This window comes from Lysobacter capsici (assembly GCF_014779555.2).
Lineage (GTDB): Bacteria > Pseudomonadota > Gammaproteobacteria > Xanthomonadales > Xanthomonadaceae > Lysobacter > Lysobacter capsici.
The window spans coordinates 5665640-5690706 of sequence record NZ_CP094357.1; the positions used below are offsets into that span (position 1 = coordinate 5665640).

At 66.8% G+C, this 25067-nt stretch carries 16 protein-coding genes; 9 read left to right on the forward strand and 7 right to left on the reverse strand.

The genetic code is table 11. The features are described from left to right. Nucleotides 1–987 precede the first annotated feature (987 nt). Nucleotides 988–1278, reverse strand: coding sequence for a hypothetical protein (locus IEQ11_RS23290; protein ID WP_247024654.1), 291 nt, complete (start codon nucleotides 1276–1278; stop codon nucleotides 988–990). A gap of 283 nt (nucleotides 1279–1561) precedes the next feature. Here IEQ11_RS23290 and hemF point away from each other — a divergent pair, with 283 nt between their 5' ends. Next, nucleotides 1562–2476 carry an oxygen-dependent coproporphyrinogen oxidase gene (gene hemF / locus IEQ11_RS23295; protein ID WP_046658235.1) on the forward strand — a complete coding sequence of 305 codons (915 nt, stop codon included), beginning with the start codon at nucleotides 1562–1564 and terminating at the stop codon, nucleotides 2474–2476. Nucleotides 2477–2646: 170 nt separating this feature from the next. Here hemF and IEQ11_RS23300 read toward each other — a convergent pair whose 3' ends face one another. Continuing rightward, entirely contained in the window at nucleotides 2647–3123 is a 477-nt protein-coding gene (locus tag IEQ11_RS23300) for a DUF421 domain-containing protein (RefSeq protein ID WP_046658236.1), read from the reverse strand. A gap of 343 nt (nucleotides 3124–3466) precedes the next feature. Between IEQ11_RS23300 and IEQ11_RS23305 the strand changes: the two genes are divergently transcribed. Further along, on the forward strand, nucleotides 3467–5479 hold the full coding sequence (locus tag IEQ11_RS23305; RefSeq protein WP_191823647.1) for a TonB-dependent receptor domain-containing protein: 2013 nt from the start codon (nucleotides 3467–3469) through the stop codon (nucleotides 5477–5479). 661 nt (nucleotides 5480–6140) lie between these two features. On the opposite strand, the gene polA is transcribed toward IEQ11_RS23305, so the two are convergent. Continuing rightward, nucleotides 6141–8912 (reverse strand): DNA polymerase I, encoded by a 2772-nt coding sequence (gene polA, locus IEQ11_RS23310; RefSeq protein ID WP_191823646.1) that lies wholly within the window; start codon nucleotides 8910–8912, stop codon nucleotides 6141–6143. Between the two features lie 238 nt (nucleotides 8913–9150). On the opposite strand from polA, the gene IEQ11_RS23315 reads away from it, so the two are divergent. Together IEQ11_RS23315 and IEQ11_RS23320 are read left to right on the forward strand one after the other, a co-directional pair. Next, entirely contained in the window at nucleotides 9151–9411 is a 261-nt protein-coding gene (locus tag IEQ11_RS23315) for a DUF2782 domain-containing protein (RefSeq protein ID WP_036115143.1), read from the forward strand. 122 nt (nucleotides 9412–9533) lie between these two features. Continuing rightward, nucleotides 9534–9968 (forward strand): GNAT family N-acetyltransferase, encoded by a 435-nt coding sequence (locus tag IEQ11_RS23320; RefSeq protein WP_056110556.1) that lies wholly within the window; start codon nucleotides 9534–9536, stop codon nucleotides 9966–9968. 340 nt (nucleotides 9969–10308) lie between these two features. Here the strand turns inward: IEQ11_RS23320 and IEQ11_RS23325 are convergent, their stop codons facing one another. Beyond that, nucleotides 10309–12438, reverse strand: a complete 2130-nt coding sequence (locus IEQ11_RS23325) for a S9 family peptidase (protein WP_228465028.1) — start codon at nucleotides 12436–12438, stop codon at nucleotides 10309–10311. Between the two features lie 173 nt (nucleotides 12439–12611). Here IEQ11_RS23325 and IEQ11_RS23330 point away from each other — a divergent pair, with 173 nt between their 5' ends. Further along, nucleotides 12612–13160 carry a hypothetical protein gene (locus IEQ11_RS23330; RefSeq protein WP_148650582.1) on the forward strand — a complete coding sequence of 183 codons (549 nt, stop codon included), beginning with the start codon at nucleotides 12612–12614 and terminating at the stop codon, nucleotides 13158–13160. A gap of 92 nt (nucleotides 13161–13252) precedes the next feature. Here IEQ11_RS23330 and IEQ11_RS23335 read toward each other — a convergent pair whose 3' ends face one another. Beyond that, entirely contained in the window at nucleotides 13253–14482 is a 1230-nt protein-coding gene (locus IEQ11_RS23335; protein ID WP_425494656.1) for a phytase, read from the reverse strand. Nucleotides 14483–14655: 173 nt separating this feature from the next. Between IEQ11_RS23335 and IEQ11_RS23340 the strand changes: the two genes are divergently transcribed. Continuing rightward, nucleotides 14656–17019: a TonB-dependent receptor plug domain-containing protein gene (locus IEQ11_RS23340; protein WP_191823644.1), complete on the forward strand. Its 2364-nt coding sequence runs from the start codon at nucleotides 14656–14658 to the stop codon at nucleotides 17017–17019. A gap of 580 nt (nucleotides 17020–17599) precedes the next feature. Here IEQ11_RS23340 and uvrD read toward each other — a convergent pair. Beyond that, nucleotides 17600–19792 (reverse strand): DNA helicase II, encoded by a 2193-nt coding sequence (gene uvrD / locus IEQ11_RS23345; protein ID WP_036115128.1) that lies wholly within the window; start codon nucleotides 19790–19792, stop codon nucleotides 17600–17602. Nucleotides 19793–19845: 53 nt separating this feature from the next. On the opposite strand from uvrD, the gene IEQ11_RS23350 reads away from it, so the two are divergent. Next, nucleotides 19846–20865 carry a M61 metallopeptidase family protein gene (locus tag IEQ11_RS23350; protein WP_191823643.1) on the forward strand — a complete coding sequence of 340 codons (1020 nt, stop codon included), beginning with the start codon at nucleotides 19846–19848 and terminating at the stop codon, nucleotides 20863–20865. Nucleotides 20866–21002: 137 nt separating this feature from the next. On the opposite strand, the gene IEQ11_RS23355 is transcribed toward IEQ11_RS23350, so the two are convergent. Next, complete coding sequence (locus IEQ11_RS23355; protein WP_036115130.1) at nucleotides 21003–21647, reverse strand: TIGR00645 family protein; 645 nt, start codon at nucleotides 21645–21647, stop codon at nucleotides 21003–21005. Nucleotides 21648–21877: 230 nt separating this feature from the next. Between IEQ11_RS23355 and IEQ11_RS23360 the strand changes: the two genes are divergently transcribed. Together IEQ11_RS23360 and IEQ11_RS23365 are read left to right on the forward strand one after the other, a co-directional pair. Beyond that, nucleotides 21878–22588 (forward strand): glutathione binding-like protein, encoded by a 711-nt coding sequence (locus tag IEQ11_RS23360; RefSeq protein ID WP_046658243.1) that lies wholly within the window; start codon nucleotides 21878–21880, stop codon nucleotides 22586–22588. Between the two features lie 73 nt (nucleotides 22589–22661). After that, nucleotides 22662–24869, forward strand: a complete 2208-nt coding sequence (locus tag IEQ11_RS23365) for a S9 family peptidase (protein WP_228465029.1) — start codon at nucleotides 22662–22664, stop codon at nucleotides 24867–24869. Nucleotides 24870–25067 lie beyond the last annotated feature (198 nt).

Consider the following 25067-nt stretch of genomic DNA (forward strand, 5'->3'; position numbering starts at 1 on the left):
CGGCACACGAGGATGGCGACGCGCACGGATGCGCGTCGCGCGTCATCGGGACATGAGTGTCTCGTCCGCTTCGAGCTTGCGACTTTCTGATTCACAACAAAGCATTTTCTTTGGTTACCTTGCCTGCGCCGCAGTTGCGTTTTCGCGGTCGCGGCTCGCGCCGCTCCTACAGGGTGGCCATGCAGCTTTGCTCGGGCTTGAAGCCGCGCAGTTCATCCAACGCTGCGAAGCCACTGACTCGCGTCAGCAACAGCACACCCGTATGCGCCTGGTTCGCCGTAGCCCTGTAGGAGCGGCGCGAGCCGCGACCGCGGGAATGCAGTTGCGATGAAGGGTTCGAGTTAGTCGCAATGACGCGGTCGCGGCGCGCGCCGCTCCTACAGGTAGGCCATGCCGCTTTTGCTCGGGCTTGAAGCCGCGCAGTTCACTCAACGCTGCGAAGCCATTGACTCGCGTCAGCAACAGCACAGCCGTATGCGCCTGGTTCGCCGTAACCCTGTAGGAGCGGCGCGAGCCGCGACTGCGGGAATGCAGTTGCGATGAAGGGTTCGAGTTAGTCGCAATGACGCGGTCGCGGCTTGCGCCGCTCCTACAGGGTGGCCATGCCGCTTTTGCTTGGGTTTGAAGTCGCGCAGTTCACCCAGCGCTGCGAAGCCACTGACTCGCGTCAGCAACAGCACACCCGTATGCGCCTGGTTCGCCGTAATCCTGTAGGAGCGGCGCGAGCCGCGACTGCGGGAATGCAGTTGCGATGAAGGGTTCGAGTTAGTCGCAATGACGCGGTCGCGGCTCGCGCTGCTCCTACAGGTAGGCCATGCCGCTTTCGCTTGAAGCCGCGCAGTTCATCCAGCGCTGCGAGGCCACTTACTCGCGTTAGCAAAAGCACACCCGAAGGGCGGCGTGCAGGATGCACGCCGTGCGCTACCGGGACATGGATGTCCCGTGTGGCGCATGCCTGCGCAAGCTCCGCACTTGCGGGCCCTTGATTCACAAAAAGCGTTTTTCTTTGGTTACCTTTCTTTTGTCGCTTTTGACAAAAGAAAGTAACTCGGCCGCTTGCGGACGAAAGCTGTTGATCTTGCCTCTGGCTTCATAAGCTCTAGAGCTTCGAAGCTGTGCAGCCTTTAGAGCTGCAAGCGGGATCAAAAGCGTTCCGCCGCTGAAGCGGCGGGTCACTTTCTTTTGTCTAAAGCAACAAAAGAAAAGTAACCAAAGAAAAATGCTTTTCTTTGAATCAAGGGCCCGCGCGATCGATGCAGACGCGGGCATGCGCCACACGGGACATCCTGTCCCGGTGGCGCACGGCGCACATCCATGTGCGCCGCCCTTCGGGTGTGCTGTTGTTCTCGCGAGCTCCAAGCTTCGCAGCGCTGGATGGACTGCGCGGCTTCAGGCTCAAGCAAAATCGCTGGATGTTCGGCTTCGCCGAGTCAAAGCGGAGCCCGCGTTCGCGGGAATGAGGGAATGAGGGTCTACGGCCGACTTCGAGTTTCTGCGGCCGCGCAATCACAAGCACCCAAAAGCCCTGCCAAGCAATACGCACCCCCGCTAGAATGCGCCCATGAGCGACTTCGACCGCGTACGCGAATATTTATCCGGCCTGCAGGACCGCCTGTGCGCCGCCATCGAGCAAGCCGACGGCGAAGCCCGCTTCGCCGAGGACCTGTGGCAACGCCCCGAGGGCGGCGGCGGGCGCACCCGCATCCTGCGCGGCGGCAAGGTGTTCGAACAGGCCGGCATCGGCTTCTCCGACGTCTCGGGCACGAAACTGCCGCCGTCGGCGACCGCCGCCCGGCCGGAACTGGCCGGCGCCTCGTGGCGCGCGGTCGGCGTGTCGCTGGTGTTCCATCCGAACAATCCCTACCTGCCCACCACCCACGCCAACGTGCGCCATTTCCGCGCGATGCGCGACGGCGAGACCGTGGCCTGGTGGTTCGGCGGCGGGTTCGACCTGACCCCGTTCTACCCGTTCGACGAAGACGTGCGCCACTGGCATCGCACCGCGCGCACCTTGTGCGAACCGTTCGGCGGCGAGGAACGCTACCAGGCGCACAAGCGCTGGTGCGACGAATACTTCTTCCTCAAGCATCGCAACGAAACCCGCGGCGTCGGCGGTCTGTTCTTCGACGACCTGCATGGCGATTTCGAACGCGACTTCGCCTATCAGCGCGCGGTCGGCGACGGTTTTCTCGATGCCTACCTGCCGCTGGTCGAACGCCGCCGCGACACGCCGTACGGCGAACGCGAGCGCCAGTTCCAGCTGTACCGCCGCGGCCGTTACGTCGAATTCAATCTGGTGTTCGACCGCGGCACCTTGTTCGGCCTGCAATCGGGCGGCCGCACCGAATCGATCCTGATGAGCCTGCCGCCGCTGGTGCGCTGGGAATACGGCTTCAGCCCCGAAGCCGACAGCGACGAGGCGAAGCTGGCGCAGTATCTGGTCCCGCGCGATTGGCTGGGCGAAGCCGAAGCCTGAGTTCGCAGTCACCCAACGCTGCGCCGTTTCGTATCCCCCTGTAGGAGCTGCGCGAGCTGCGACCGCGACATCGCAGTGGCGTCGTAAGCCGGATGTCGCGGTCGCAGCTTGCGCAGCTCCTACAGGGCGCTATCGTGGCAGCGTTGGCGGCAATTGAGCTTTCCGCGCGGCTACTTGGCCTTGGTCAAGATCGTGATATGCCCATTGGTCTCCAGCATCGCCAGACCGATGTGGTCGATCTCGTCGCAATCGTTCTCGCGCATCGCCTTCTCGAAATCGGCGCGGCTGACCAACTCGCGGCGCAGCACGTCGCGGAACACATGGCCGTCGCGCGCCAGCACCACCGGCTCGCCTTCCAGCACGCGCTCGGCGCGCGCGCTGCGCGCGGCGACATAGCCGACCGTCCAGTTCAGCACGATCAAGGTCGCCGCCAGGATCAAGCCGCCGCTGACCGAATTGTCGGAACCGAGCAAGGCGTTCTGCACCGCATTGCCGAGCAGCACCACCAGCAGCATGTCGAACGAAGTGAACTGGCCCATCGAGCGCTTGCCCGATACCCGGATCATGCCCAGCAGCACGAAGTAGACGATGCAGGCGCGCACCAAGTACTCCCACCACGGCATCGACAGATGAAAGGCGTCGGACATCGGGCGGGCTCCAAAGGCGGGTAGTGAAGGCGATTGTGGCGCGTGCGCGCGTGCAACGCGCGTTACGGCCCAGGCGTGCGTGGCGCCGCGCGCCCGCATCGCGCAGGCAACGAAGACCGGACCCCGCAGCGGACACCGTCACGCGTGCGCGCAGCCATCGAATCGATAGCCGCTCGCATTTGCATCATCCGGTCCGCGCCCGCAGAATGCGCACGCTTCGCCCGCCCCAGCGCCCCGCGCACCAGCAGCCAGCGGAAGCCTTCCCCTTATCGCACCCGCCCCCGACCGGCCTGTCACGGCCCGGCCGCGCGGCGCTGCGCCTGACCCGAAGGATCGCCCGCTCATGACCGTTGCCGTCTCCCGTCCGCTTCGCCCGGCCGCCCTCGCCTGCGCCTTGCTCGCCTGCGCGCCGTTCGCCGGCGCCGTCCATGCCGCCGATGCGTCCGACAGCGGCGACGCCGCGCGCACCCTGGATTCGATCACCGTCGTCGCCGAGCGCGAACCGGGCAACTTCGACCTCGACCGCGGCGAGATCGAACTGACCCAGGCCTCCGACCTGAGCGATCTGCTGTCGAACGAATCGGGCGTGGCCGTCGGCGGCGGTTCGCCGGTGGCGCAGAAGGTCTACGTGCGCGGCTTCGAAGACACCCTGCTCAACGTGACCATCGACGGCGCGCAGGAGCCGGCCGAGCTGTATCACCACCAGACCCGGGTGCAGATCGAACCCGAATTCATCAAGTCGATCGAACTCGACGCCGGCGCGGGCGCGGCCACCCAGGGCGCCGGCGCGCTGACCGGCGCGATGCGCGTGCGCACCCGCGACGCCTTCGACCTGCTGCGACCGGGCCAGGACGCCGGCTTCCTGATCAAGGGCGCGGCCGGCCTCAACGGCGGCAACAGCAGCAAGGGCGTGCTCGCCGGTTACGGCCGCCTGTCCGATCATCTGGGCGTGCTGGCGACCTATGTCTACCAGGACGGCGGCGACTACGAAGACGGCCACGGCGACCGGGTCAAGCCGACCGCGTTCGAACACGAGCGCGCCCAGTTCAAGCTCAGCGGCGTGTTCGACGCGCACAGCTTCGACCTGTCGGCCGAACACCTCGACGACACCGGCACGTACTACGAACGGCCGCACATGACCAACTTCACCGGCCGTTACATCCTGTCCGATCATCAGATGCGTCGCGACACGGTGTCTTACGAACACCGCTTCGATCCCGACGGCGACGCGGTCGATGCGCGCTTCACCGCCTACCGCACCCGCAGCAGCTACGAGAACCGTCGCAACACCACCGGCATTCTCTACAGCTGGGGCGAGCAGACCAGCACCGGCATGGACCTGCGCAACACCTCGACCTGGGACGCGCTGTCGCTGACCTACGGCCTGGATTACCGCGGCGACCGTCTGCACGCGCGCCAGCAGGCCACGCCGCCGCCGTTCTGGGGCCGCACCGAGCAGACCGCGCGGGTGTTCGGCGCGTACGCGCAAGGCCACTGGACGCTGTCGCCGCAATGGAAGTTGTCGGCCGGCCTGCGTTACGACGACTACCGCCACGAGGGCAAGGCCGGCGTCAGCGCCGGTGCGAAGAACAGCCAAGCCAAGGCCAGCCCCAACGCCTCGATCGAATGGACCCCGATCGAGCCGCTGACCTTCCGCCTGGCCTATTCGCAAGCCTTCCGCGGCGTCACCATCCGCGAAGCCTTCTTCAGCGCGCTGTACACCCATCGCGGCGATCTGGACGGCGAGCAGGCCGACAACCTCGAGTTCGGCGTGTCCTGGGAAAAGGACGGCTACTTCGCCCGCGCCACCGCGTATCGCCAGCGCATCAAGAACTACATTTCCGCGGTCTACGACGGCGGCGCGGCCTGGGGCTATTGGGAAAACATCGGCACCGCCAAGGTCGAGGGCTACGAGGCCGAGATCGGCAAGCGCTGGCAGCGCATGGGCGTCAGCGTCGGCGTGTGGAATTCGGATAACACCTTCAACGACCGGCCGCTCAACGACGCCGACCTGGGTCTGGGCACCAGCATCGGCCGCACCTGGACCGCGCGCTTCGACTGGCAGCCGGCGTCGCAGCAGGCCAACTACGCGGTGCGCGCGCGCCTGGTCGAGGACGAGCGCAACTCGATCGCGCCGAGCGCGCCGGACAAGCCCGGCTACGCGGTGGTGGACGTGATGGCCAACTGGAACCTGCTCGGCGACGACCGGCTCAAGCTGGGCGCGGTGGTCAACAACCTGTTCGACCGGTTCTATTACGACCATGGCACCTACGGTTATCAGGCCGGCTCGGGCAGGTATATCGGCTTTCCGTCGCCGGGGCGCGAGTTGTCGCTGTCGGTGACGTATCGGTTCTAAGTAATTCTAAATTTTGCGTAGTCGCCGATGTCCGGAGATCTTCCGGGCATCCGGTTTGTTTATGTCGTTACTCGCCTGATGTGATTACTCGCTTGCCAACCGAAGCGACGGATTAGCCGCAGCGCCGCCCTAACCTACCGTCATTCCCGCGAACGCGGGAATCCAGCGACTTTCGCGAAAGCGCACGAAGTCTCGCGGAAGTCTTCGCACTCATAGAGCAAAGTCACTGGATTCCCGCGTTCGCGGGAATGACGGATTGAGAGTTCGCGGGCGTACCCGTCATTACGACGCTCAAGCATTCAGCGCTATCCGCAATCCTCTGCGGCGCTTATGCACGCATGCCCAGAACCAAGGCGGCGCTCAGCTGAGCACCCAAACAAAAAGCCGCCCTGCACAAGCAAGGCGGCTTTCGGCGACACAAATAAAAAGCCCCGCAGGCAGGGGGGGCCGGCGGGGCTGGTGGAGCGTGCCCTGGGGAGGGGGCGTTCGCTCCGGGGGATCACTCCAGGGGAGGGAGAGATCGGCGACAGACGTTGCATCTGTCGCGACCTATATGACCACCTGGCACATGGATAGTTCGTGAAGATCAGAGTTAATAAATTGTTGGATTCAGGACCGATTCATTCTACCAAACCCAGCAAAATCAAGGCTTTCACGATATTTAATGCGCTTCGTCCCAGTTAATACCGATACCGGTGTCAACAACCAGAGGAACGCGAAGTGTGGCTGCGGTCGCCATCCGCTGTGAGGCCTGGGCGATCAAGGTATCGGCGAATGCGCTCTCGACCTCGAACACCAGTTCGTCGTGCACCTGCAGGATCATCTTGGCACGGTCGGCGTGCTGTGACAGCCAGCCGTCGATGTCGATCATCGCGCGCTTGATGATGTCGGCCGCGGTGCCCTGCATCGGCGCGTTGATCGCGGCGCGTTCGGCGCCCGCGCGCAGGCCCTGGTTCGACGCCTTGATGTTCTCCAGATACAGGCGACGGCCGAACACGGTTTCGACATAGCCCTTGTCGCGCGCGTCCTGACGGGTGCGCTCCATGAAATCGCGCACGCCCGGATAACGGCTGAAATACAGCGCGATGTAGTCCTGCGCCTCGCCGCGGCCGATGCCGAGCTGACGCGCCAGGCCGAACGCGCTCATGCCGTACATCAGACCGAAGTTGATCGCCTTGGCCGCGCGCCGTTCGTTCGCGCTGACCTCTTCGAGCGACTTCTTGCCGAACACTTCGGCCGCGGTCGCGCGATGCACGTCGGCGCCGGATTCGAACGCGCGCACCAGGCCCGGATCTTCCGACAGGTGGGCCATGATCCGCAGTTCGATCTGCGAGTAATCGCAGGCGACCAGACGCCGCCCTTCCGGCGCGACGAAGGCGCGGCGGATGCGGCGGCCGTCGTCGGTGCGGATCGGAATGTTCTGCAGGTTCGGATCGCTCGACGCCAGGCGCCCGGTCGCCGCGCCCGCCTGGTGATAACTGGTGTGGACGCGGCCGGTGTGCGGATTGACCATCTCCGACAGTTTGTCGGTGTAGGTGCTGCGCAGTTTCGCCAAGCCGCGGTATTCCAAAATCACCCGCGGCAGTTCGTGCTGATCGGCGATCGCTTCGAGCGCTTCCTCGTTGGTGCTCGGCTGGCCGGTCGGCGTCTTCACCAGCACCGGCAATTTGAGTTCGTCGAACAACAAGGCCTGCAACTGCTTGGGCGAATCCAGGTTGAAGGTCCGACCGGCCAGTTCGGTGGCCTTGATCTGCGCGGCGAGCATGCGCTTGCCCAGGTCCTGCGATTGCCGGCGCAGTTCGTCGCCGTCGATCATCACGCCGTTGGCCTCGATGCGTTCGAGCACCGGCACCAGCGGCATTTCGATCTCGCGGTAGACCTTTTCCAGCTCCGGCTCGGCGGCCAGACGCGCGCCGAGCACGCGGTGCAGGCGCAAGGTCACGTCGGCGTCTTCAGCGGCGTATCGGGTCGCGTCGTCGAGAGCGACCTGCGAGAACAGGATCTGCTTGGCGCCCTTGCCGGCGACATCGGCGTACTTGATCGTGTCGTAACCCAGGTAACGCTTGGCCAGCGAGTCCATGTCGTGACGGCTGCCGGTGGCGTTGTAGACGAAGCTCTCCAGCATGGTGTCGTCGGCGTAACCGAGCACGTCCAGGCCATGCCGGCGCAGGACGTGCAGGTCGTACTTGCCGTGCTGGCCGAGCTTGCGCCGCGCCGGATCGGCGAACACCGGCCGCAATGCATCGAGCACGGCCTGGCGATCGAGCTGCGCCGGCACGCCGGGATAATCGTGGGCCAGCGGGATATACACCGCGCGGCCGGGCTCGGTCGCGAAACTCAATCCGACCAGATTGGCCATCATCGGGTCGAGCGAATCGGTTTCGCTGTCGAAGGCGAATTCCTCGCTCGACTGCAGCGCCGCGACCAGCGCGTCGAGCTGCGGCTGGGTCACGATCGCCTCGTACTCGCCCTTCGCCGAGAGCGCGGCGTCGGGCGTTTCGCCGGCCGCGTTGGAACGCGCGTGGCCGGCCGCGGTCGCGCGCAGGCCGGCGCGGTCGGCGGCGATCTCGTTGGCGGTGGTGGCCGCCGCGCCTTCGATCTCGCGCAGCGCCTGCTTGAAGCCGTAGCGCGCGTACAGCGCGCGCAGCGCCTCGGTGTCGCGCTCGCGCAGGGCGAGCTGCTGCGGGACGCGGTCGAGTTCGACGTCGGTCTTGATCGTGGTCAGCTCGCGATTGAGCGGCAACCGGCCCAGCACCGCGCGCAGGTTCTCGCCGATCTTGCCCTTGATCTGGTCGGCGTGTGCGATCACCCCTTCCAGGGTGTCGTACTCGGCCAGCCACTTGGCCGCGGTCTTCGGCCCGCATTTCTCCACGCCGGGCACGTTGTCGACGCTGTCGCCCATCAGCGAGAGCAGGTCGACGATCTGATTCGGACGCACGCCGAACTTGGCGATCACCGCCTCGTCGGAATCCATGCGGCTGCCGCTCATGGTGTTGACCAGCACCACGCCGGGCCGCACCAACTGGGCGAAATCCTTGTCGCCGGTGGAAATGGTGACGTCGATCGCATCGCCGGCCGCGCGCAGCGCGAGGGTGCCGATCACGTCGTCCGCCTCGACCCCGTCGATGCGCAGGATCGGGATGCCCAGGGCCTCGACGATCTCGCACATCGGCAGCACCTGGGCGCGCAGGTCGTCGGGCATCGGCGGACGATTGGCCTTGTACTGCGGGTCCAGGTCGTCGCGGAAGGTCTTGCCGGGCGCGTCGACCACGAAGGCCACGTAGTCGGGGCGTTCGGCCAGGGTCGAGCGCAGCATGTTGACCACGCCGAACAGCGCGCCGGTCGGCTCGCCGGCGTCGTTGGTCAACGGCGGCAGCGCATGGAAGGCGCGGTAGAGGTAGCTGGAACCATCGATCAGGACGAGTCTTTTCATGCCCGCGATTCTACGCTGCCCGGTCGCCGGGTCTGCGAACGCGGCCCGCCCGCGGCCGATGAATGCGGCGCGGCCGGACCGCCAAACCGATGCACACGCTTAACGCAGCCGCGGCGTATGCTGACGGCCTGATACACGGAGATTCGCCATGCGCGCCCCACTCGCATCGCCGCACGCCCCGACCGGCCGCCTGCGCGCCCTCGTCCCCGCCCTGACCGCCCTCGCCGCCGCGGCCCTGATGGCCGGCTGCGCCAGCATGGGCGGCGCGAGCGACGACCCCACCGCCGCGCTCAAGGGCGCCGAGGTCTACACCCGCAGCGTCGAGAACGGCGATACCGTCGAGGAGTACCGGGTCGGCGGCCAGCTGCGCGCGGTCAAGGTCACCCCGTCGCGCGGCCCGGTCTATTACCTGGTCGACAACGACGGCGACGGCCGCCTCGACAGCAGCAAGGGCGAAGGCACGGTCTCGCCGGTGTATTACAAACTCTTCAGTTGGTGATGCGCGGCAGGCCGCGGCCGACGCGCCGACCGGTTGGTGCCGCGTCGGCGCTGCGCCGGTGCGCGTCCTATTTCTAGTCCGACCGCTCCGATTCGATCCCTCCGATCCCACTGCCTTCTGCAATGACAACCGCCGAAATCCGCACCATCGTCGGCGACACCGAACTGCGCGCGGTATGGCCGGTGGTGTCGCAACTGCGCCCCGAATTCGACGAAGCGCGCTTCCTCGCCCAGATGCACCGCCAGATCGCCGAGGGCTGCCGCGCGACGGTGGCCTACGACGCCCAGGGCGTGCCGCGCGCGTTCGCGTGCTGGCGGGTCATGGAGATGCTCGCGGTCGGTCTGCACGTCTACGTCGACGACCTGATCACCGACGAGGCCGTGCGCGGCCAGGGCTACGGCAAGGCGATGCTGGATTGGCTCAAGGCCGAGGCCAAGCGACTGGGCTGCGTGCGGCTGCAGCTCGACTCCGGCACGCATCGGCAGGACGCGCATGCGTTTTATCTGCGCGAGCGGCTGCGGATCGAGGCGTTTCATTTTGGGGTGAAGCTGGATTAGTGGCGCGGACGCAGGCGATCGGCTGGGCTGCTGATTGATGGCGATGAATTGCCGGCGTTCGCGAGTGCGCTGGACTTCGCATCCCTGCTTGCGGTTACGCGGGCTGTTCAACCCCCGACGATGCCTGAAGCAACGAAGCCACGATCTGTTGCCCACTTTGAAAAAGGGGGCGAGCGCCCGGCGTACTTTCCGCGCCGAAAGAAATCGTAGCGCGGGGGATTTGCTTTCGCGCCGCCAACGGTTGAAGCGGTCGGTCTTGCGGGGAAGAGCAAATCCCCCCTAACCCCCCTTTTTCAAAGGGGGGGAACTGTGACGCAGCGAGACGGGGAGACCGACGCGCTTACTCGGTTCGCGCTGTTGCGCCGCCATCGCCTGGCTGCAAAGCCGTTCCGGCAGCGGGTTTCTCCGCCCTGGGCTTATTGCGATACCGCTCGAACCACCCCAGCGTATTGAGCACCTGCGCCAGCGTTTCGCTAGGCCGCGCGCCGATCCCATGCGAGGCGCCGGGGATGCGGATCATCGCGCTGTCGACGCGATGCAGCTTGAGCGCGGTGTAGTACTGCTCGGTCTCCGAGATCGGCGTGCGGTAGTCGCTTTCGCCGGTGATCAGCATGGTCGGGGTGGTGACGTTGCCGACGTAGGCCAGCGGCGAACGCTTCCAGTAGTTTTCCTGCGCCTGCCACGGCGGGCCGGGGAACCAGTGTTGGGTGATGTAGGACGGGCCGTCGGAGGTCAGCGCGAAACTGGTCCAGTTGATCACCGGCTTGGCCACCACCGCGGCGCGGAAACGATCGGTGTGGCCGACGATCCACGCGGTCAGCACGCCGCCGCCGGAACCGCCGGTGACGTACAGCTGCTGCGGATCGACATAGCCCTTGGCGATGGTCGCGTCGACCGCGCTCATCAGATCGTCGTAATCGTGGCTGGGATAGTTCTGATGGATGTGGTCGGCGAAGGCCTGCCCATAACTGGTGCTGCCGCGCGGGTTGACGTACAGCACCACATAGCCGGCGGCGGCGTACAACTGGGTTTCCACGGCGAAGCGCGGGCCGTAGTTCGCATACGGGCCGCCATGGATTTCCAGCAGCAGCGGATAACGCTTGCCGGCCTCGTACTGCGGCGGTTTCACGATCCAGGCCTGCACCGACAGGCCGTCGGCCGACGACTTGGTCCACAGCGTTTCGACTTCGCCCAGCCGCTTGCGCGCCAGCGAGTCGGCATTGAGGTCGGTCAACACCCGCGACTTGCCGCCGCGCGCCACCACCGCCACGTCGGCCATGCGCGACGCGCTGCCGTGGGTGTAGGCGACACGGCCGCCGCCGACCGAAAAACTGCCGCCCGGGTAGGGCCGGCCGACCGCGGTACCGCCGACCGCGTCGCTGACCGATTCGACCGCGCCGCCGCTCGCCGCGACCCAGCCCAGATGGCTCACGCCTTCGCGGTCGTAGCCGAAATACAGCCCGCGCCCGCCGCTGTCCCAGCGTGGGTTCTCGATCTCGTAATCGAAACGCTCGGTCAATGCGCGCGACGCGCCGCTGTCGAGATCGAGCACGTACAGATGCGCGACCTGATAACCGAGCTTGCGATCGTCGTAACCCAGGTAGGCGAGCTGGCGCCCGTCCGGCGACAAGGTCGGCGACACATCGGGGCCGCGCCGGTCGGTCAGCGCCACGGTCGCGCCGCTGGCCACGTCGACGCGGTAGATGTCCTGGTCGATCGGGTGGTATTCGGCCTCGGGGCCGCGATTGGACACCACGTACAGCGAGCGGCCGTCGCGGCTCCACACCGGGGTGCCCTCGTAATCGAAATCGCCCTGGGTGATCTGGCGTGGCGTGCCGCCGTCGGCCGGCATCACGAACACGTGCTCGTAGCCGGGCTTGAGATAGCCGGCGCCGTCGGCGCGGTAGTTCATCCGGTCGATCAGCTTGACCGCGTCGGCCCACTGCGCGCCCTCGGGCTTGTCCGGCAGCTTGGCCAGCGGCGTGGTGTCGGCGGCGACGTGCTGGGTGAAGGCGATCCAGCGCCCGTCCGGCGACCAGGCCAGATTCGACGGGCCTTCGCTCAGGCGGCTGATCGGCGACTGCTGGCCGCTGTCCATCCAGCGCACCCAGATCTGCGCAGAACCGTCGCGGTCGGACACCCAGGCGATGCGGTCGCCACTGGGCGACCACACCGCGGCGCCGTCGCCGTAGGCGCCGCTGGTCAGCGGCCGCTGCTTGCCGCTGTCGGCCTCGACCAGCCACAGATTGCTGCGCCGCCGGTCCTTCATGATGTCGAAGAACTTGCGCTGATAGACGATGCGGCGGCCGTCGGGCGAGATCGACGGCGCGTCGGCCCATTCCAGGTCGAACAGGTCCTTGGGTTGCAGATTGCGCGGATCGGCGTGCAGGTCGGCGGCGCGCGCCGGCGATACGGATGACGGCAGCACGCACAGGGCGAGCGCGGCGGCGAAGACGAAACGTGCGGACATCGGTGGGTCCCGTTCGGCAGGCATGAAGCCGCAGCCTAGGCCGGCGGCGGTCGCCGTTCCCAGTGTCGTTGGTCGTGCCCGGGCGCCCGCGCGGCGCGGCGGCACACGCGCGCGACGCAATGGGCTGCTAGGGTGGGCCGAGTCCACAGGGGGACGACATAAGGAGGATGTCGATGGCTCATGCTCGCGCAGTACATCGTGTCGCCAGCGGCTGGCTGGCCGCCGGCCTGGCCCTGCTGCTCGCCGGCTGCGGCGAACCGGCCGCGAACGTGTCGGCGCCCAAGCCCTACGACCGGCTCGGCGTCCACGTGCAGCTTCCGGGCAACTGGAAAGTCAGCGACGACCAGCGCGTCGCCGGCTCGCATTACCTGACCGTGGAAAGCCCCGGCTCGGCGATCTTCATCGCGATCGTGCAGGCCGACCGCGGGCTGGAACTGGAAACCTTCGCTCGCGATTTTTCCGCCGAGGCCGACAAGCAGACGCCGTCGGTGCTGCGCCGCGAGACCCGTTTCGACCTGTCGCGCTTCGCCGAAGGCACGATCCGCGAGCACTACACCGTCAGCCTGGCCGGGGTGAAGGTTCCGCACCTGCGCGAGTACCGCAAGATCACCGGCGCGCATCGCAGCGCGTTCCTGATCACCCAGAGCGCGGACGAGGACCTGGCCCGGACTCAGCCGGGCTTCGATTTGCTGGTGAAGTCGTTCAAGCTCACCGATCGGTAAGGCAGGAACGAGTGCAGAGGGGTGAGAAACGAGTAACAGCGGCTCTTACTCGTTCCTCACTGCTCTGCACTCTTTTTCTCTGCTCCCGGGCCTCAGCCCGAGCAGCGGCTGCGCAAGCCCAAGGCCCGAGCCACATCGCGCCAGTCGAACGCGCCGACCGCCTGATCGTCGTGGACCGCGTAGAACACGCCGTCAGGGAAACGCACTGAGCCGTTCTGCTGCAGCCACACGCCGTCGGTGTTGCCGACGGTCTTGCCGGCGAAGGCGCCCAGGTGGCGCAGGCTGGCGCGGTCGAACACATGGAACACGCTGCGGTCCTTGAACTGGTCGGTGGCGATCCAGTAACCGCTGCCGTCGTCGCACTGCCACAACGCGATGCCTTCGGCCTGGGCTTTGAACAGGTCCTGGCCGATGGTCTGGCCGCGATAACGGCCGTCGAGGCGGTAGTCGCGCACCGCGGTGCCGGTGGCGAGATCTTCCTCGGCGATCAGCAGGCGGTCGTGCGCGGGATCGCCCCAGATCGACTCGGGCACGCGGATCGCGCCGGCCGCGCTGGTGTCGCCGAACGCCGCGACATGCTGCGCGACCGGCGCGCCGGCGCCGAGTTGCAGGCGATAGCGCTGCATGCGCCGGCCGAGTTGCGCCAGCGGCGGCGGAATTTCATTGCCGTCGGCGTCCTCGCCGGCCATGTAGGCGTCGGTGACGATCACTTCGAGTTGCTGCGGGCCGAGCGCGCGCACCCACAAGCCATACGGCTGTTGCAGTTGCTGCTGACCGAAACTCATCAGCGCGCGCAGTCGCGGCGCGCGCGTGTCGGCGACCCCGACCGCGCGACTGGTCGCGACCGGCATCGACAGCGACAGCACCTGCACGCGGCGGTTGTCGCGTTCGACCACGAACGCCAGATCGCCGAGCACGGCGATGCCGTTGGGCCGGCGGAATTCGCCGAGCGCATCGCCTTCGCGGCCGAAGCGGCCGACCGCGCGGCCGTCGTCGCCGTCGTAGATCGTCAGCGCGCCGCCCTGCTTGGCCGTCGCCAGCAGCCACAAGCGGCCGTTGGGCGCGCGCCACACCGCGGGCGAATCGATATTGTCTTGCGGCGTGGCCGGGGTCACGAAGGCTTCTTCGACGACCTGATGGGCGATGCCGGCACGCGACAGCAGCGGATCGGCGCCGGCCTGCTCGTCGGGTTCGCGCTGGTCGGGCGCGCGCTCGACCAGCGGCGTGGCCGGTTCGGAGACGCGCGGTGTCTCGGGCGTCGCGCAAGCGGACAACGCCAGCAACACCGGCAACAGGACGGACACACATACAGTTGGACGCATCGGCGTGCTCGAATTCACAGGTTCCCCAGCGGCTGTTATAGAACCGTCACATGCATAATTGATGACACAGCGCGCGACGGCGGCCAACGCAAAAGCGACAAAGTGCGCCGGCCGTCATCGTCCTGCCATTGCCCGGACTTACAACGTTCGCCAACTCTTCACCGGCGAACACCATGCGCAGTCCGCGACGTCCCTCGCTTCACCATCGCGCACTCAGCGCCGCGCTGTTGGCCGCGCTCGCCGGCCCGGCGCTCGCGATCGATACGCTCGCGCCGGCCGGCCCCGGCGGCGCGAGCGACGCGGCGACCGAGCTCGATCGCGTCACCGTCACCGGCGATATCGCCTACCGCGACCGCAGCGAGGCGACCGCGCCGACCCTGAGCTACGGCCTGGACTACTTCCAGCGTTTCGAACCGCTGACCGTGGGCGACATGCTCAAGCGCGTGCCGAGCGTGGGGTTCGTGTCCGACGTGCTCGAATTCGACGGCGCGCGTCTGCGTGGCCTGGACCCGGGCTACACCCAGATCCTGATCAACGGCAAGAAAGTGCCCGGCGCCGGCGGCGATCGTTCGTTCTATGTCGACCGCATCCCGGCCGAACTGGTCGAACGCATCGAAATCATCCGCAGCCCCAGCGCGAACCGCTCCGGCGACGCGGTGGCCGGCGCGCTCAACATCGTGCTGCGCGACGCCTACCAGTTCGACGGCGGCTATCTGCGCACCGGCGCGGCCTACTTCGACGACGGCGAGGTCAAGCCGGTGTTCGGCGCGGTCGGCAGTGGCGATGTCGCCGGCGGCCGCCTGCTCGGCGGCGTCAACGTGCAGGGCCGCCATAATCCCAAGCGCAAGCGCAGCGATCGCTTCGACGCGCCCGACGGCGATTTCGTCGACCGCGAAGACCAGAGCGACGTACGCGACGGCACCGACTACTCCGGCAACCTGTCCTACAGCCGCGAGATCGGCACCGGCAAGCTGAGCCTGGACGGCTTCTATGTGCGCACCGACCGCACCGAGACCGAGCACTCGCTGGAGTACAACGACCCGGCCACCCGCGCGCGCGATCATCTGCTGTCGGTCAACGACCAGAAAGTCGACATCAAGCAGCGCAACGCCACGCTCAATGCGAGCTACGCCTTCGACATGGCCGGCGGCCGCAGTGAGATCGACCTGGGTTATGCGCGCTTCGACGACAAGCGCTTCGACACCGAGCAGGAGATCGGCTACGACGACGAAGACACGCCGCCCTCGTTCGATGGCTTCGAAGGCACCCGCATCCTCGGCGACACCCGCGATAGCGAGCTGAGCTTCAAGCTCGCGCATACGCGCGCGCTCGGCGCGGCGAAGATGGAATTCGGCGTCGACGGGCTGGACAAGCGCCGCAAGACTTCATTGCGCACCAGCGAGGTCGAAGCCGAGGACGAAGGCGAGCCGTTGCCGCCCTACGAGGATTTCAGTGTCCAGCGCAGCCGCATCGAGGAGCGCCGGATCGACCCGTACCTGATGTTTTCCGGCAAGCACGAACGGATCGACTGGGAAACCGGCCTGCGCTACGAGACCACGCGTTCGAAGATCGTCAGCAGCGCCGAAGAAGGCGACGACAGACGTCGCGACCAGAAGGATTACGGCCTGCTGCTGCCGTCCGCGCATCTGCGCTACAACCTGACCGAGCACGACCGGCTCAGCGCATCGCTCGCGCGCACGGTGCGCCGCCCGAATTTCGATCAACTGCTTCCGCTGACTTTGGAAGAGGAATACGGCGACAACGATTTCCTCGGCAATCCCGCGCTGCGACCGGAAACCGCATGGGGCCTGGACCTGGGCTACGAGCGCCGGCTCGGCAAGCGAGGCGTGGTCGGGATCAACCTGTTCTACCGCAAGGTGCGCGACCTGATCGAAATCGTCGGCACCGGCCGGCCTAGCGCGACCGCGCTGGACGATCATGAGGATGCGATCGAAGAGTTCCTCGACGAGAACCCGGGCGCCGGCCCGGGCACGCCGGGCTACCCGGTACTGGATCCGGACAGCTTCGTGTTCACCGCCGCCAACGTCGGCGACGCGCGCGTCTACGGCGCCGAATTCGACCTGTCGACGCCGTTGACCGCCCTGGGCCTGCCCGACACCGGCGTGTTCCTCAATTACTCGTGGCTCGACAGCGAAGTCGACGACGATTTCGGCCGGCGCCGTTTCAACAACCAGCCCAGCTCGGTGCTCAACGTCGGTTTCATCCAGGACCTGCCGTCGCTGGGGATGTCGTTCGGCGCGAGTTACCGGCGCCAGGGCGATGCCTATTCGCGCCTGCTCGGCGAGGAAGTGTCGACCCATTACGGCGCCGATCTGGAAGCTTTCGTCGAGAAGCGCTTCGGCTCGCGGGTCGCGGTGCGGCTGACCGGTTCGAATCTTTTGAACGCGTCGAAGGATGAGGCGTTCAACAAGTTCAATACGCTCGCGGAGCAGGTCGATCGCGAGTACGACGAGTATGAGCGGGAGAGCGAGAAGGCTGGGCGGGTGTATCAGGTGGTTGTGCGGTATGCGTTTTGAGGGATGAGGTTGGAGGTTGAGGGGGCGACGAAACATCACTCTCGCCTCCACTTCCGCATCCACTTTTATCTCCACCAATCCCGAATTCTTCGGATCGTCATTCCCGCGAACGCGGGCTCTGCTTTACTTCGGCGAAGCCGAACATCCAGCGTCTTTCGTGCAGGTTGCGTCAAAGTCACTGGATTCCCGCGTTCGCGGGAATGACGGTCTTGAGGGGCCGCGGGTGAATGAAGCTGATCTAACGACACGAATCACGCGATATGGATCAGGCCGTACGGAACAGACCGCACGAATCAATTCATCGCCATCCCATCCACCCGATTTTCGACACGACTCACCTACCCGTCATCCCCGCGAAGGCGGGGATCCAGAGACTTCAGAGTCCTGTCGCGGTGAAGCCCTGGATCCCCGCCTTCGCGGGGATGACGGGCTCAAGCCGGCGTTATGAACTGAGCGCACACCTCGGAGCCGGCAATAAGCTGGGCGGTCAAACTCACGCGCTTACGCCCTTCTCGCCCTCACTCCGTACGTCCTGACGCCCGCAGCCCCAAGGCCCTCACGCCCTCACGCCCTCACGCCCTCACGCCGGAACCAGATTCGCATACGCCAACACCAGCCACTTGCTGCCGACGTCATCGAAATTCACCTGCACCCGCGCATGCGCGCCGCTGCCTTCGTAATCGGTGACCGTGCCGGTGCCGAAACTCGCATGACGCACCTGCGCGCCCAGCTTGACCGGCGGCGCTTCGATCGCCGCGTGGCCGCGGTTAAGGCCGCCGCCGTCGCGACGCCCTGAGTTGTTGTACATCGGCCGCGACACCTGCACCTTCGGCCGCACCTCGTGCAGCAACTGGCTCGGAATCTCGCGCAGGAAGCGCGACGGCGAGCCGTAGGTCTCCATGCCGTGGATGCGCCGGGTTTCGGCGTAGCTCAGCACCAATTTTTCGCGCGCACGGGTGATGCCGACGTACGCCAGGCGCCGCTCCTCTTCCAGCCGACCGGACTCCTCGGTCGAACGGCTGCTCGGAAACAGCCCCTCTTCCAGGCCGCCGAGGAACACCAGCGGAAACTCCAGGCCCTTGGCGCTGTGCAAGGTCATCAGCTGCACGCCGTCCTCGCCGGCCTGGGCCTGGCCTTCGCCGGCCTCGAGCGCGGCGTAGCTGAGGAAGGCGATCAGTTCCGGCATCGCCGCGGCTTCGTCTTCGTCGCTGCGGCTGAAGCGCGAGGCGACCGAGACCAGTTCGTCGAGGTTGTCGGTGCGCGAATCGAGCTGGCCGCGCGACTCGTTGGCGTAGTGATCGCGCAAGCCCGAGCGTTGCAGCACGTGGTCGATCTTCTCCGGCAGCGGCATGTCGACGACATCGCTCTCGAGCGCTTCGATCAGCGCCATGAACCCGGCCAGCGCATTGCGCGCGCGCGCGGCGAGCACGTTCTCGGCCGCCACCAGCCGCACCGCGTCCCACAGCGACACCGCCTCGGCGCGCGCGCGTTTGCGCACTTCGTCCAGGGTACGGTCGCCGATGCCGCGGGTCGGGGTGTTGACCGCGCGTTCGAACGCGGCGTCGTCGGCGCGGTTGGTCAGCAGGCGCAGATAGGCCAGCGTGTCCTTGATTTCGGCGCGCTCGAAGAAGCGCTGGCCGCCGTACACGCGGTACGGCACCTGTTCGGACAACAAGGCTTCTTCGTAGGCGCGCGATTGCGCGTTGCTGCGGTAGAGGATCGCCACGTCGCCGTAGCTGCCGCCGTCGCGCACCCACTGGCGCAGGCGCTCGATCACGAACCGCGCCTCGTCCATCTCGTTGTAAGCCGCGTACAGATCGATCGGCTCGCCGTGGCCGGTGTCGGTCCACAGTTTCTTGCCCAGGCGGTCGGGGTTGTGAGCGATGACCGCGTTGGCGGCGTCGAGGATGTTGGCGCTGGAGCGGTAGTTCTGCTCCAGGCGGATGGTCTGCGCGCCGGGGAAATCGCGCAGGAATTTCTGCACGTTCTCGACCTTGGCGCCGCGCCAGCCGTAGATCGCCTGATCGTCGTCGCCGACCACGAACACATGGCCGCTGTCGCCGGCCAGCACGCGCACGAAGGCATACTGGATCGCGTTGGTGTCCTGGAATTCGTCGACCAAGATCTCGCGGAAACGGGTCCGGTAGTGAGTGAGCAAGGCCGGGTTGTCGCGCAGCAGTTCATGCGCGCGCAGCAGCAGCTCGGCGAAATCGACCAGACCGGCGCGCTCGCAGCGCTCCTGATAGGCCTCGTAACAGCGCAGCATCACGTCGGCCCAATCGTCGTTGGCCGGCTGGATGTTGCGCGGGCGCCGGCCCTCGTCCTTCTGCGCGTTGATCCACCAGGCGATCTGGCGCGGCGGGAAGCGGGTTTCGTCCAGCTCCAACGCCTGCACCACGCGCTTGACCAGGCGCAGCTGATCGTCGCTGTCGAGCACCTGGAAGCCTTCGGGCAGCTTGGCCTCCTGCCAGTGCAGGCGCAGCAGGCGATGGGCCAGGCCATGGAAGGTGCCGATCCACATGCCGCGCGCGCCGCGCGGCAGCTGCGCGTCGACGCGCGCTCGCATCTCGCCGGCCGCCTTGTTGGTAAACGTCACCGCGAGGATGCCGTGGTTGGGCACGCCGAAGACTTCGTTGAGCCAGGCGATGCGGTGGGTCAGCACGCGGGTCTTGCCGCTGCCGGCGCCCGCGAGGACCAGATAATGGCCGGCGGGCGCCGAAACGGCTTCGCGCTGGGCCGGATTGAGTGCGTCGAGCAGGTGCGATACGTCCATCGCCCCATTGTACCGGCGATGCCGCGGGAACCTTCCCGTCCGATGGAGTTCCAATGCCGATCATGTCCGTCCGCGCCGCAGCCTTGCTGAGTTTGCTCGTTTGCGCCGGCGCGGCACGGCCGGTGCACGCGGCCGAGTCCGCCGCCGCGACAAATGCCGCGAACCTCGCCGCCGATCCGGCCGATCCGACCGCCGAATGGACGATCCGCGCCGGCGACACCCGTCTGCGGGTGCGCATCGAGAACCCGCCCGACGTCGCGCGCGTCGCGCAGCTGCGCCGCTGGATCGGCGAATGCGCGAACGCCGCATTGACCTCCTCGGGCCGGTTCCCGCTGCGCGACGCGCTGGTGCGCATCCGCCTGGTGCCGCGGCGCGGCCGCGATTCCAGCCCGGTGCCGTGGGGCCAGACCCGCCGCGACGACGGCGTCTCGGTGCTGCTGTACGTGCGCGACGACGCGACTTATCAGGAATTGCGCGACGACTGGACCGCCGTGCACGAGCTCTCGCACCTGATGCATCCCTACCTCGGCGACGACGGCCGCTGGCTGGCCGAGGGCCTGGCCAGCTACTACCAGAACGTGTCGCGCGCGCGCGCCGGCCTGCTCGACGGCGACGAGGCCTGGCGCCGGATCGAAGCCGGGTTCCAGCGTGGCCGCAAGGTCGGCGCGGGCGCGCGCATGGACCAGATCGGCCGCAACCGCGGCAGCACCATGCGCGTTTATTGGGCCGGCGCGGCGTTCTGGCTCGACGCCGACTTGGCCCTGCGCCGCGAACAGCGCACCGACCTGGACCGCGTGCTCGCCGCGTATACGCGCTGCTGCCTTGACGGCAATACGCAGCTGGAACCGCAGGAGTTCGTCGCCGCGCTCGATCGCGCCGGCGGCAACGGCGTGCTCGCCCGTCTGTACCGCCGCTACGCCGCGATGCAGGACTTCCCCTCGCAGGACGAGGCCTATCGCGCGCTGGGCCTGCAGCGCGCGGACAACGGCGAACTGCGCTTCTCGGACCGGCCCGATGCGCTGCGGCTGCGACGCGCGATCATGGCGCCGCGCTCGCCTCAACCCGGCGAGTGATCGCGTTCACACGCTCCGATCGCATTCCGACCGCGCAAACGAAAGAGCCCGAGGCGCAGGCCCCGGGCTCTTCGATATCACCAACCTCGTTCCGGCCGCGCGCGCGGGTCGCAGCCCGCGTCGCGCTCGTCGCCGCGTCAGTGCGCGTTCTTGCCGGGCTTGGCCACCGTGGTGCTCATCAGCTTGTCGGTCCAGGCGATGCCGATCGCCGAGATGATGAACAGGAAGTGGATCAGCGACTGCCACATCACGCCTTCGGAGGTCAGCTCCGAGCAGCGCGCGGTCGCGTTGGCGACGCCGTTCGCGGTGGCCTGGGCCGCCGCCTGCGCCGCGGTGAACGCTTCGGGTGAGCCGCACAACGGCAGGCCGAGGTTGCCGGCGCCGATGAAGGTCTTGAGCAGGTGGATCGAGGAGATGCCGATGATCGCCATCGCCAGCTTGACCTTGAGCACGCTCGCGTTGACGTGGCTCAGCCATTCGGGCTGATCGGGATGGCCTTCCAGATGCAGGCGCGACACGAAGGTCTCGTAGCCGCCGACGATCACCATCACCAGCAGGTTGGAGATCATCACCACGTCGATCAGACCCAGCACGATCAGCATGATGCCCTGCTCGGTCAGGGTCGTCGCATCCTGCACGAGGTGGACCAGTTCCTTGACGAACTGGAACACGTAGACGCCCTGGGCGACGATCAGGCCCAGGTACAGCGGCAGCTGCAGCCAGCGCGAACTGAAGATCAGGGCCGGCAGGGGGTTGAGTCGGTTGATCTTGGGATCGGTCATGCGGAACTCGTGAATGTGAAGACGGTACAGGCGGCCAAGAGTAGCCGCCCGGGGGTGACATCGCCACGTCGGGGCCACCCGAGGGTTCATCTGCGCGGCGTTTTCACTGGCGCGAAACCCTTGCAAGGCCCGCCTCGGCGCGGTTTGCGGCACACGCCATTCCATCGGCGCGGCGGCGGCGCGCGAGCGGGCGCACTTACACTCCAGGCTTTCTCCGCGGAGCGCATCCCATGATCGACCTGCATTACTGGCCCACGCCCAACGGCCACAAGATCACCTTGTTTCTGGAAGAGGCCAACGAGGCCGGCGCGGCGCTGGAGTATTCGATCAAGCCGGTCGATATCGGCGCGGGCGATCAGTTCAAGCCCGAATTCCTGGCGATTTCGCCGAACAACCGCATGCCCGCGATCGTCGACCATGCGCCGTCGGATGGCGGCGCGGCGATCAGCGTTTTCGAATCCGGCGCGATTTTGCAGTATCTGGCGGCCAAGACCGGCCGCTTCTCGCCCGGCGACGTGCGCGGCCAGGTCGAAGTCAACGAATGGCTGTTCTGGCAGGTCGGCGGCTACGGCCCGATGCTCGGCCAGAATCACCATTTCACCCGCTACGCGCCCGAGCAGGTGCCATACGCGATCGACCGCTACCAGCGCGAGACCGAGCGCCTGTACGGCGTGCTCGACCGGCGTCTGGCCGGGCGCGAGTTCATCGCCGCCGATACACTCAGCCTCGCCGATTTCGCCTGCCACCCCTGGGCCCACGAACACGCATGGCACCATGTCGACTTGGCCCGCTATCCGAACGTGCAGCGCTGGCACGACGAACTGGCCGCGCGCCCGGCCTTCCAGCGGGCCTACGAAATGGGCAAGGTGTACCGCGCCGACAAGACCATGACCGATGAAATGCGCCGCCATCTGTTCGGCTCGCCGGCGCAGCCCACCTGATGCCTCACCCGCAGCACGTCCCGGACCGATCGCCCTGATGAAGACCACCCGCCTTGCCTTGTGCCTGCTCGCCATGTCGCTGACCACCCCCGCCTTCGCTGCTCCGGCCGCACCCGTCGCCGGCCGCTTGACGCTTGAAGCGCTCACCGGCGACGCGCCGCTGTCCGGCCCCAGCCTGGTCAAGCCGAAGATCGCGCCGGACGGCAGCCGGGTCGGTTTCCTGCGCGGCAAGGCCCGCGACAAGAACCGCCTGGATCTGTGGGCCTACGACATCGCCAGCGGCAAGACCACGCTGCTGGTCGATTCCGACGACGTGCTGCCGGGCGCGGAAGTGCTCAGCGACGCCGAGAAGGCGCGCCGCGAACGCCAGCGCATCGCCGCGCTGTCGGGCATCGTCGATTACCAGTGGTCGCCCGACGGCAAGCGCCTGCTGTTTCCGCTCGGCGGCGAGCTGTACCTGTACGACCTGGCCAAGACCGGCAAGGCCGCGGTGCGCAAGCTCACCCACGGCGAAGGCTTCGCCACCGATCCCAAGCTGTCGCCCAAGGGCGGCTTCGTCAGCTTCGTGCGCGAGCGCAACCTGTGGGTGATCGATCTGGCCGACGGCAAGGCGACGCAGCTTACGAAGGACGGCAGCGACATCATCGGCAACGGCGTGGCCGAATTCGTCGCCGACGAGGAAATGGACCGTCACACCGGTTACTGGTGGGCGCCCGACGATTCGGCGATCGCGTTCGCGCGCATCGACGAATCGCCGGTGCCGGTGCAAAAGCGCTACGAGGTCTATCCCGATCGCACCGACGTGGTCGAGCAGCGCTATCCGGCCGCGGGCGATCCCAACGTGCGCGTGCGCCTGCTGGTCGCGCGCGTCGGCGCGCAGGCCGCCGCGCCGAGCGAGATCGACCTGGGCAAGGAACAGGACATCTATCTGGCGCGCGTGGATTGGCGCGACGCCGACCGCGTCACCTTCCAGCGCCAGTCGCGCGACCAGCACAAACTCGAATTGATCGAAGCCGATCTGCGCAGCGGCAAGCAACGCACGCTGATCACCGAAACCTCCAAGACCTGGGTGCCGCTGCACAACGATCTGCGCTTCCTCAAGGACGACCGCATCCTGTGGAACAGCGAGCGCAGCGGTTACGAACATCTGTACCTGCTCTCGGCCGACGGCAAGCAGGCGCAGGCGCTGACTTCGGGCGAATGGCCGGTGGACACCGTGCTCGCGGTCGATGAAGACGCCGGCCAGGTGTACTTCGCCGCGGGCAAGGATTCGCCGCTGGATTCGCAGGTGTATCGCGTGCCGCTGAGCGGCGGCGCGATCGAGCGCATCAGCAAGGCCGACGGTTATCACAGCCCGAGCTTCGCCCTCAACGCCAGCGTGTTCGTCGATGCCTGGTCGAACCCGACCACGCCGCCGCAACTGGAGCTGTACCGCAACGACGGCACCCGCATCGCCGCGTTGATCGCCAACGATCTCGACGACGCCAAGCATCCGTTCGCGCCGTACCGCGCCGCGCAGCGGCCGATCGAATACGGCGAAATCCAGGCCGCCGACGGCAAGACCGCGCTGCACTACAGCCTGATCAAGCCCAGCGGGTTCGATGCGGGCAAGCGCTATCCGGTGGTGGTCAACGTGTACGGCGGCCCGGCCTCGCAGACGGTCAAGCGGGTGTGGTCGCCGGATTTCAATCAGTACCTCGCGCAGCACGGCTATGTGGTGTTCTCGGTCGACAACCGCGGCACGCCGCGGCGCGGCGCGGCGTTCGGTGGCGCGCTGTATCGCAAGCAGGGCACGGTCGAAGTGGCCGATCAGCTCAAGGGCGTGGAGTGGTTGAAGTCGCAGCCGTGGGTCGATGGCGACAAGATCGGCGTGTACGGCTGGTCGAACGGCGGCTACATGACCCTGATGCTGCTGGCGAAGGCGAGCAACGCCTACGCCTGCGGCGTCGCCGGCGCGCCGGTCACCGATTGGGGCCTGTACGACAGCCATTACACCGAGCGTTACATGGGCCTGCCGAAGAGCAACCCCGATGGCTATCGCGAAGGGCGCGTGCTCGAGCATCTGGACGGCTTGACCTCCAAGCTGCTGCTGATCCACGGCATGGCCGACGACAACGTGCTGTTCACCAATTCCACCGTGTTGATGAGCGCCTTGCAGCAGCGGGGGCAGCCGTTCGAGTTGATGACGTATCCGGGTGCGAAGCACGGCTTGCGCGGGCGCGACAATCTGCATCGGTTTCGCTTGACCGAGGATTTTTTTGATCGGTGCTTGAAGCGCTGAGGTCACGCGCGACCCTCACCCCAACCCTCTCCCGCAAGCGGGAGAGGGAGAGGGAGAGGGAGGCAAGCAGGACGCCGTTGTTGCTTGAAATTGCTTTAGCCCCCCTCCCGCTTGCGGCGACCGAAGGGAGTGCAGAGCTGAGAGGGGTTGGGGTGAGGGCCGCTCTCCCTTGATCCACCCACATGACCTTCGGCGCTT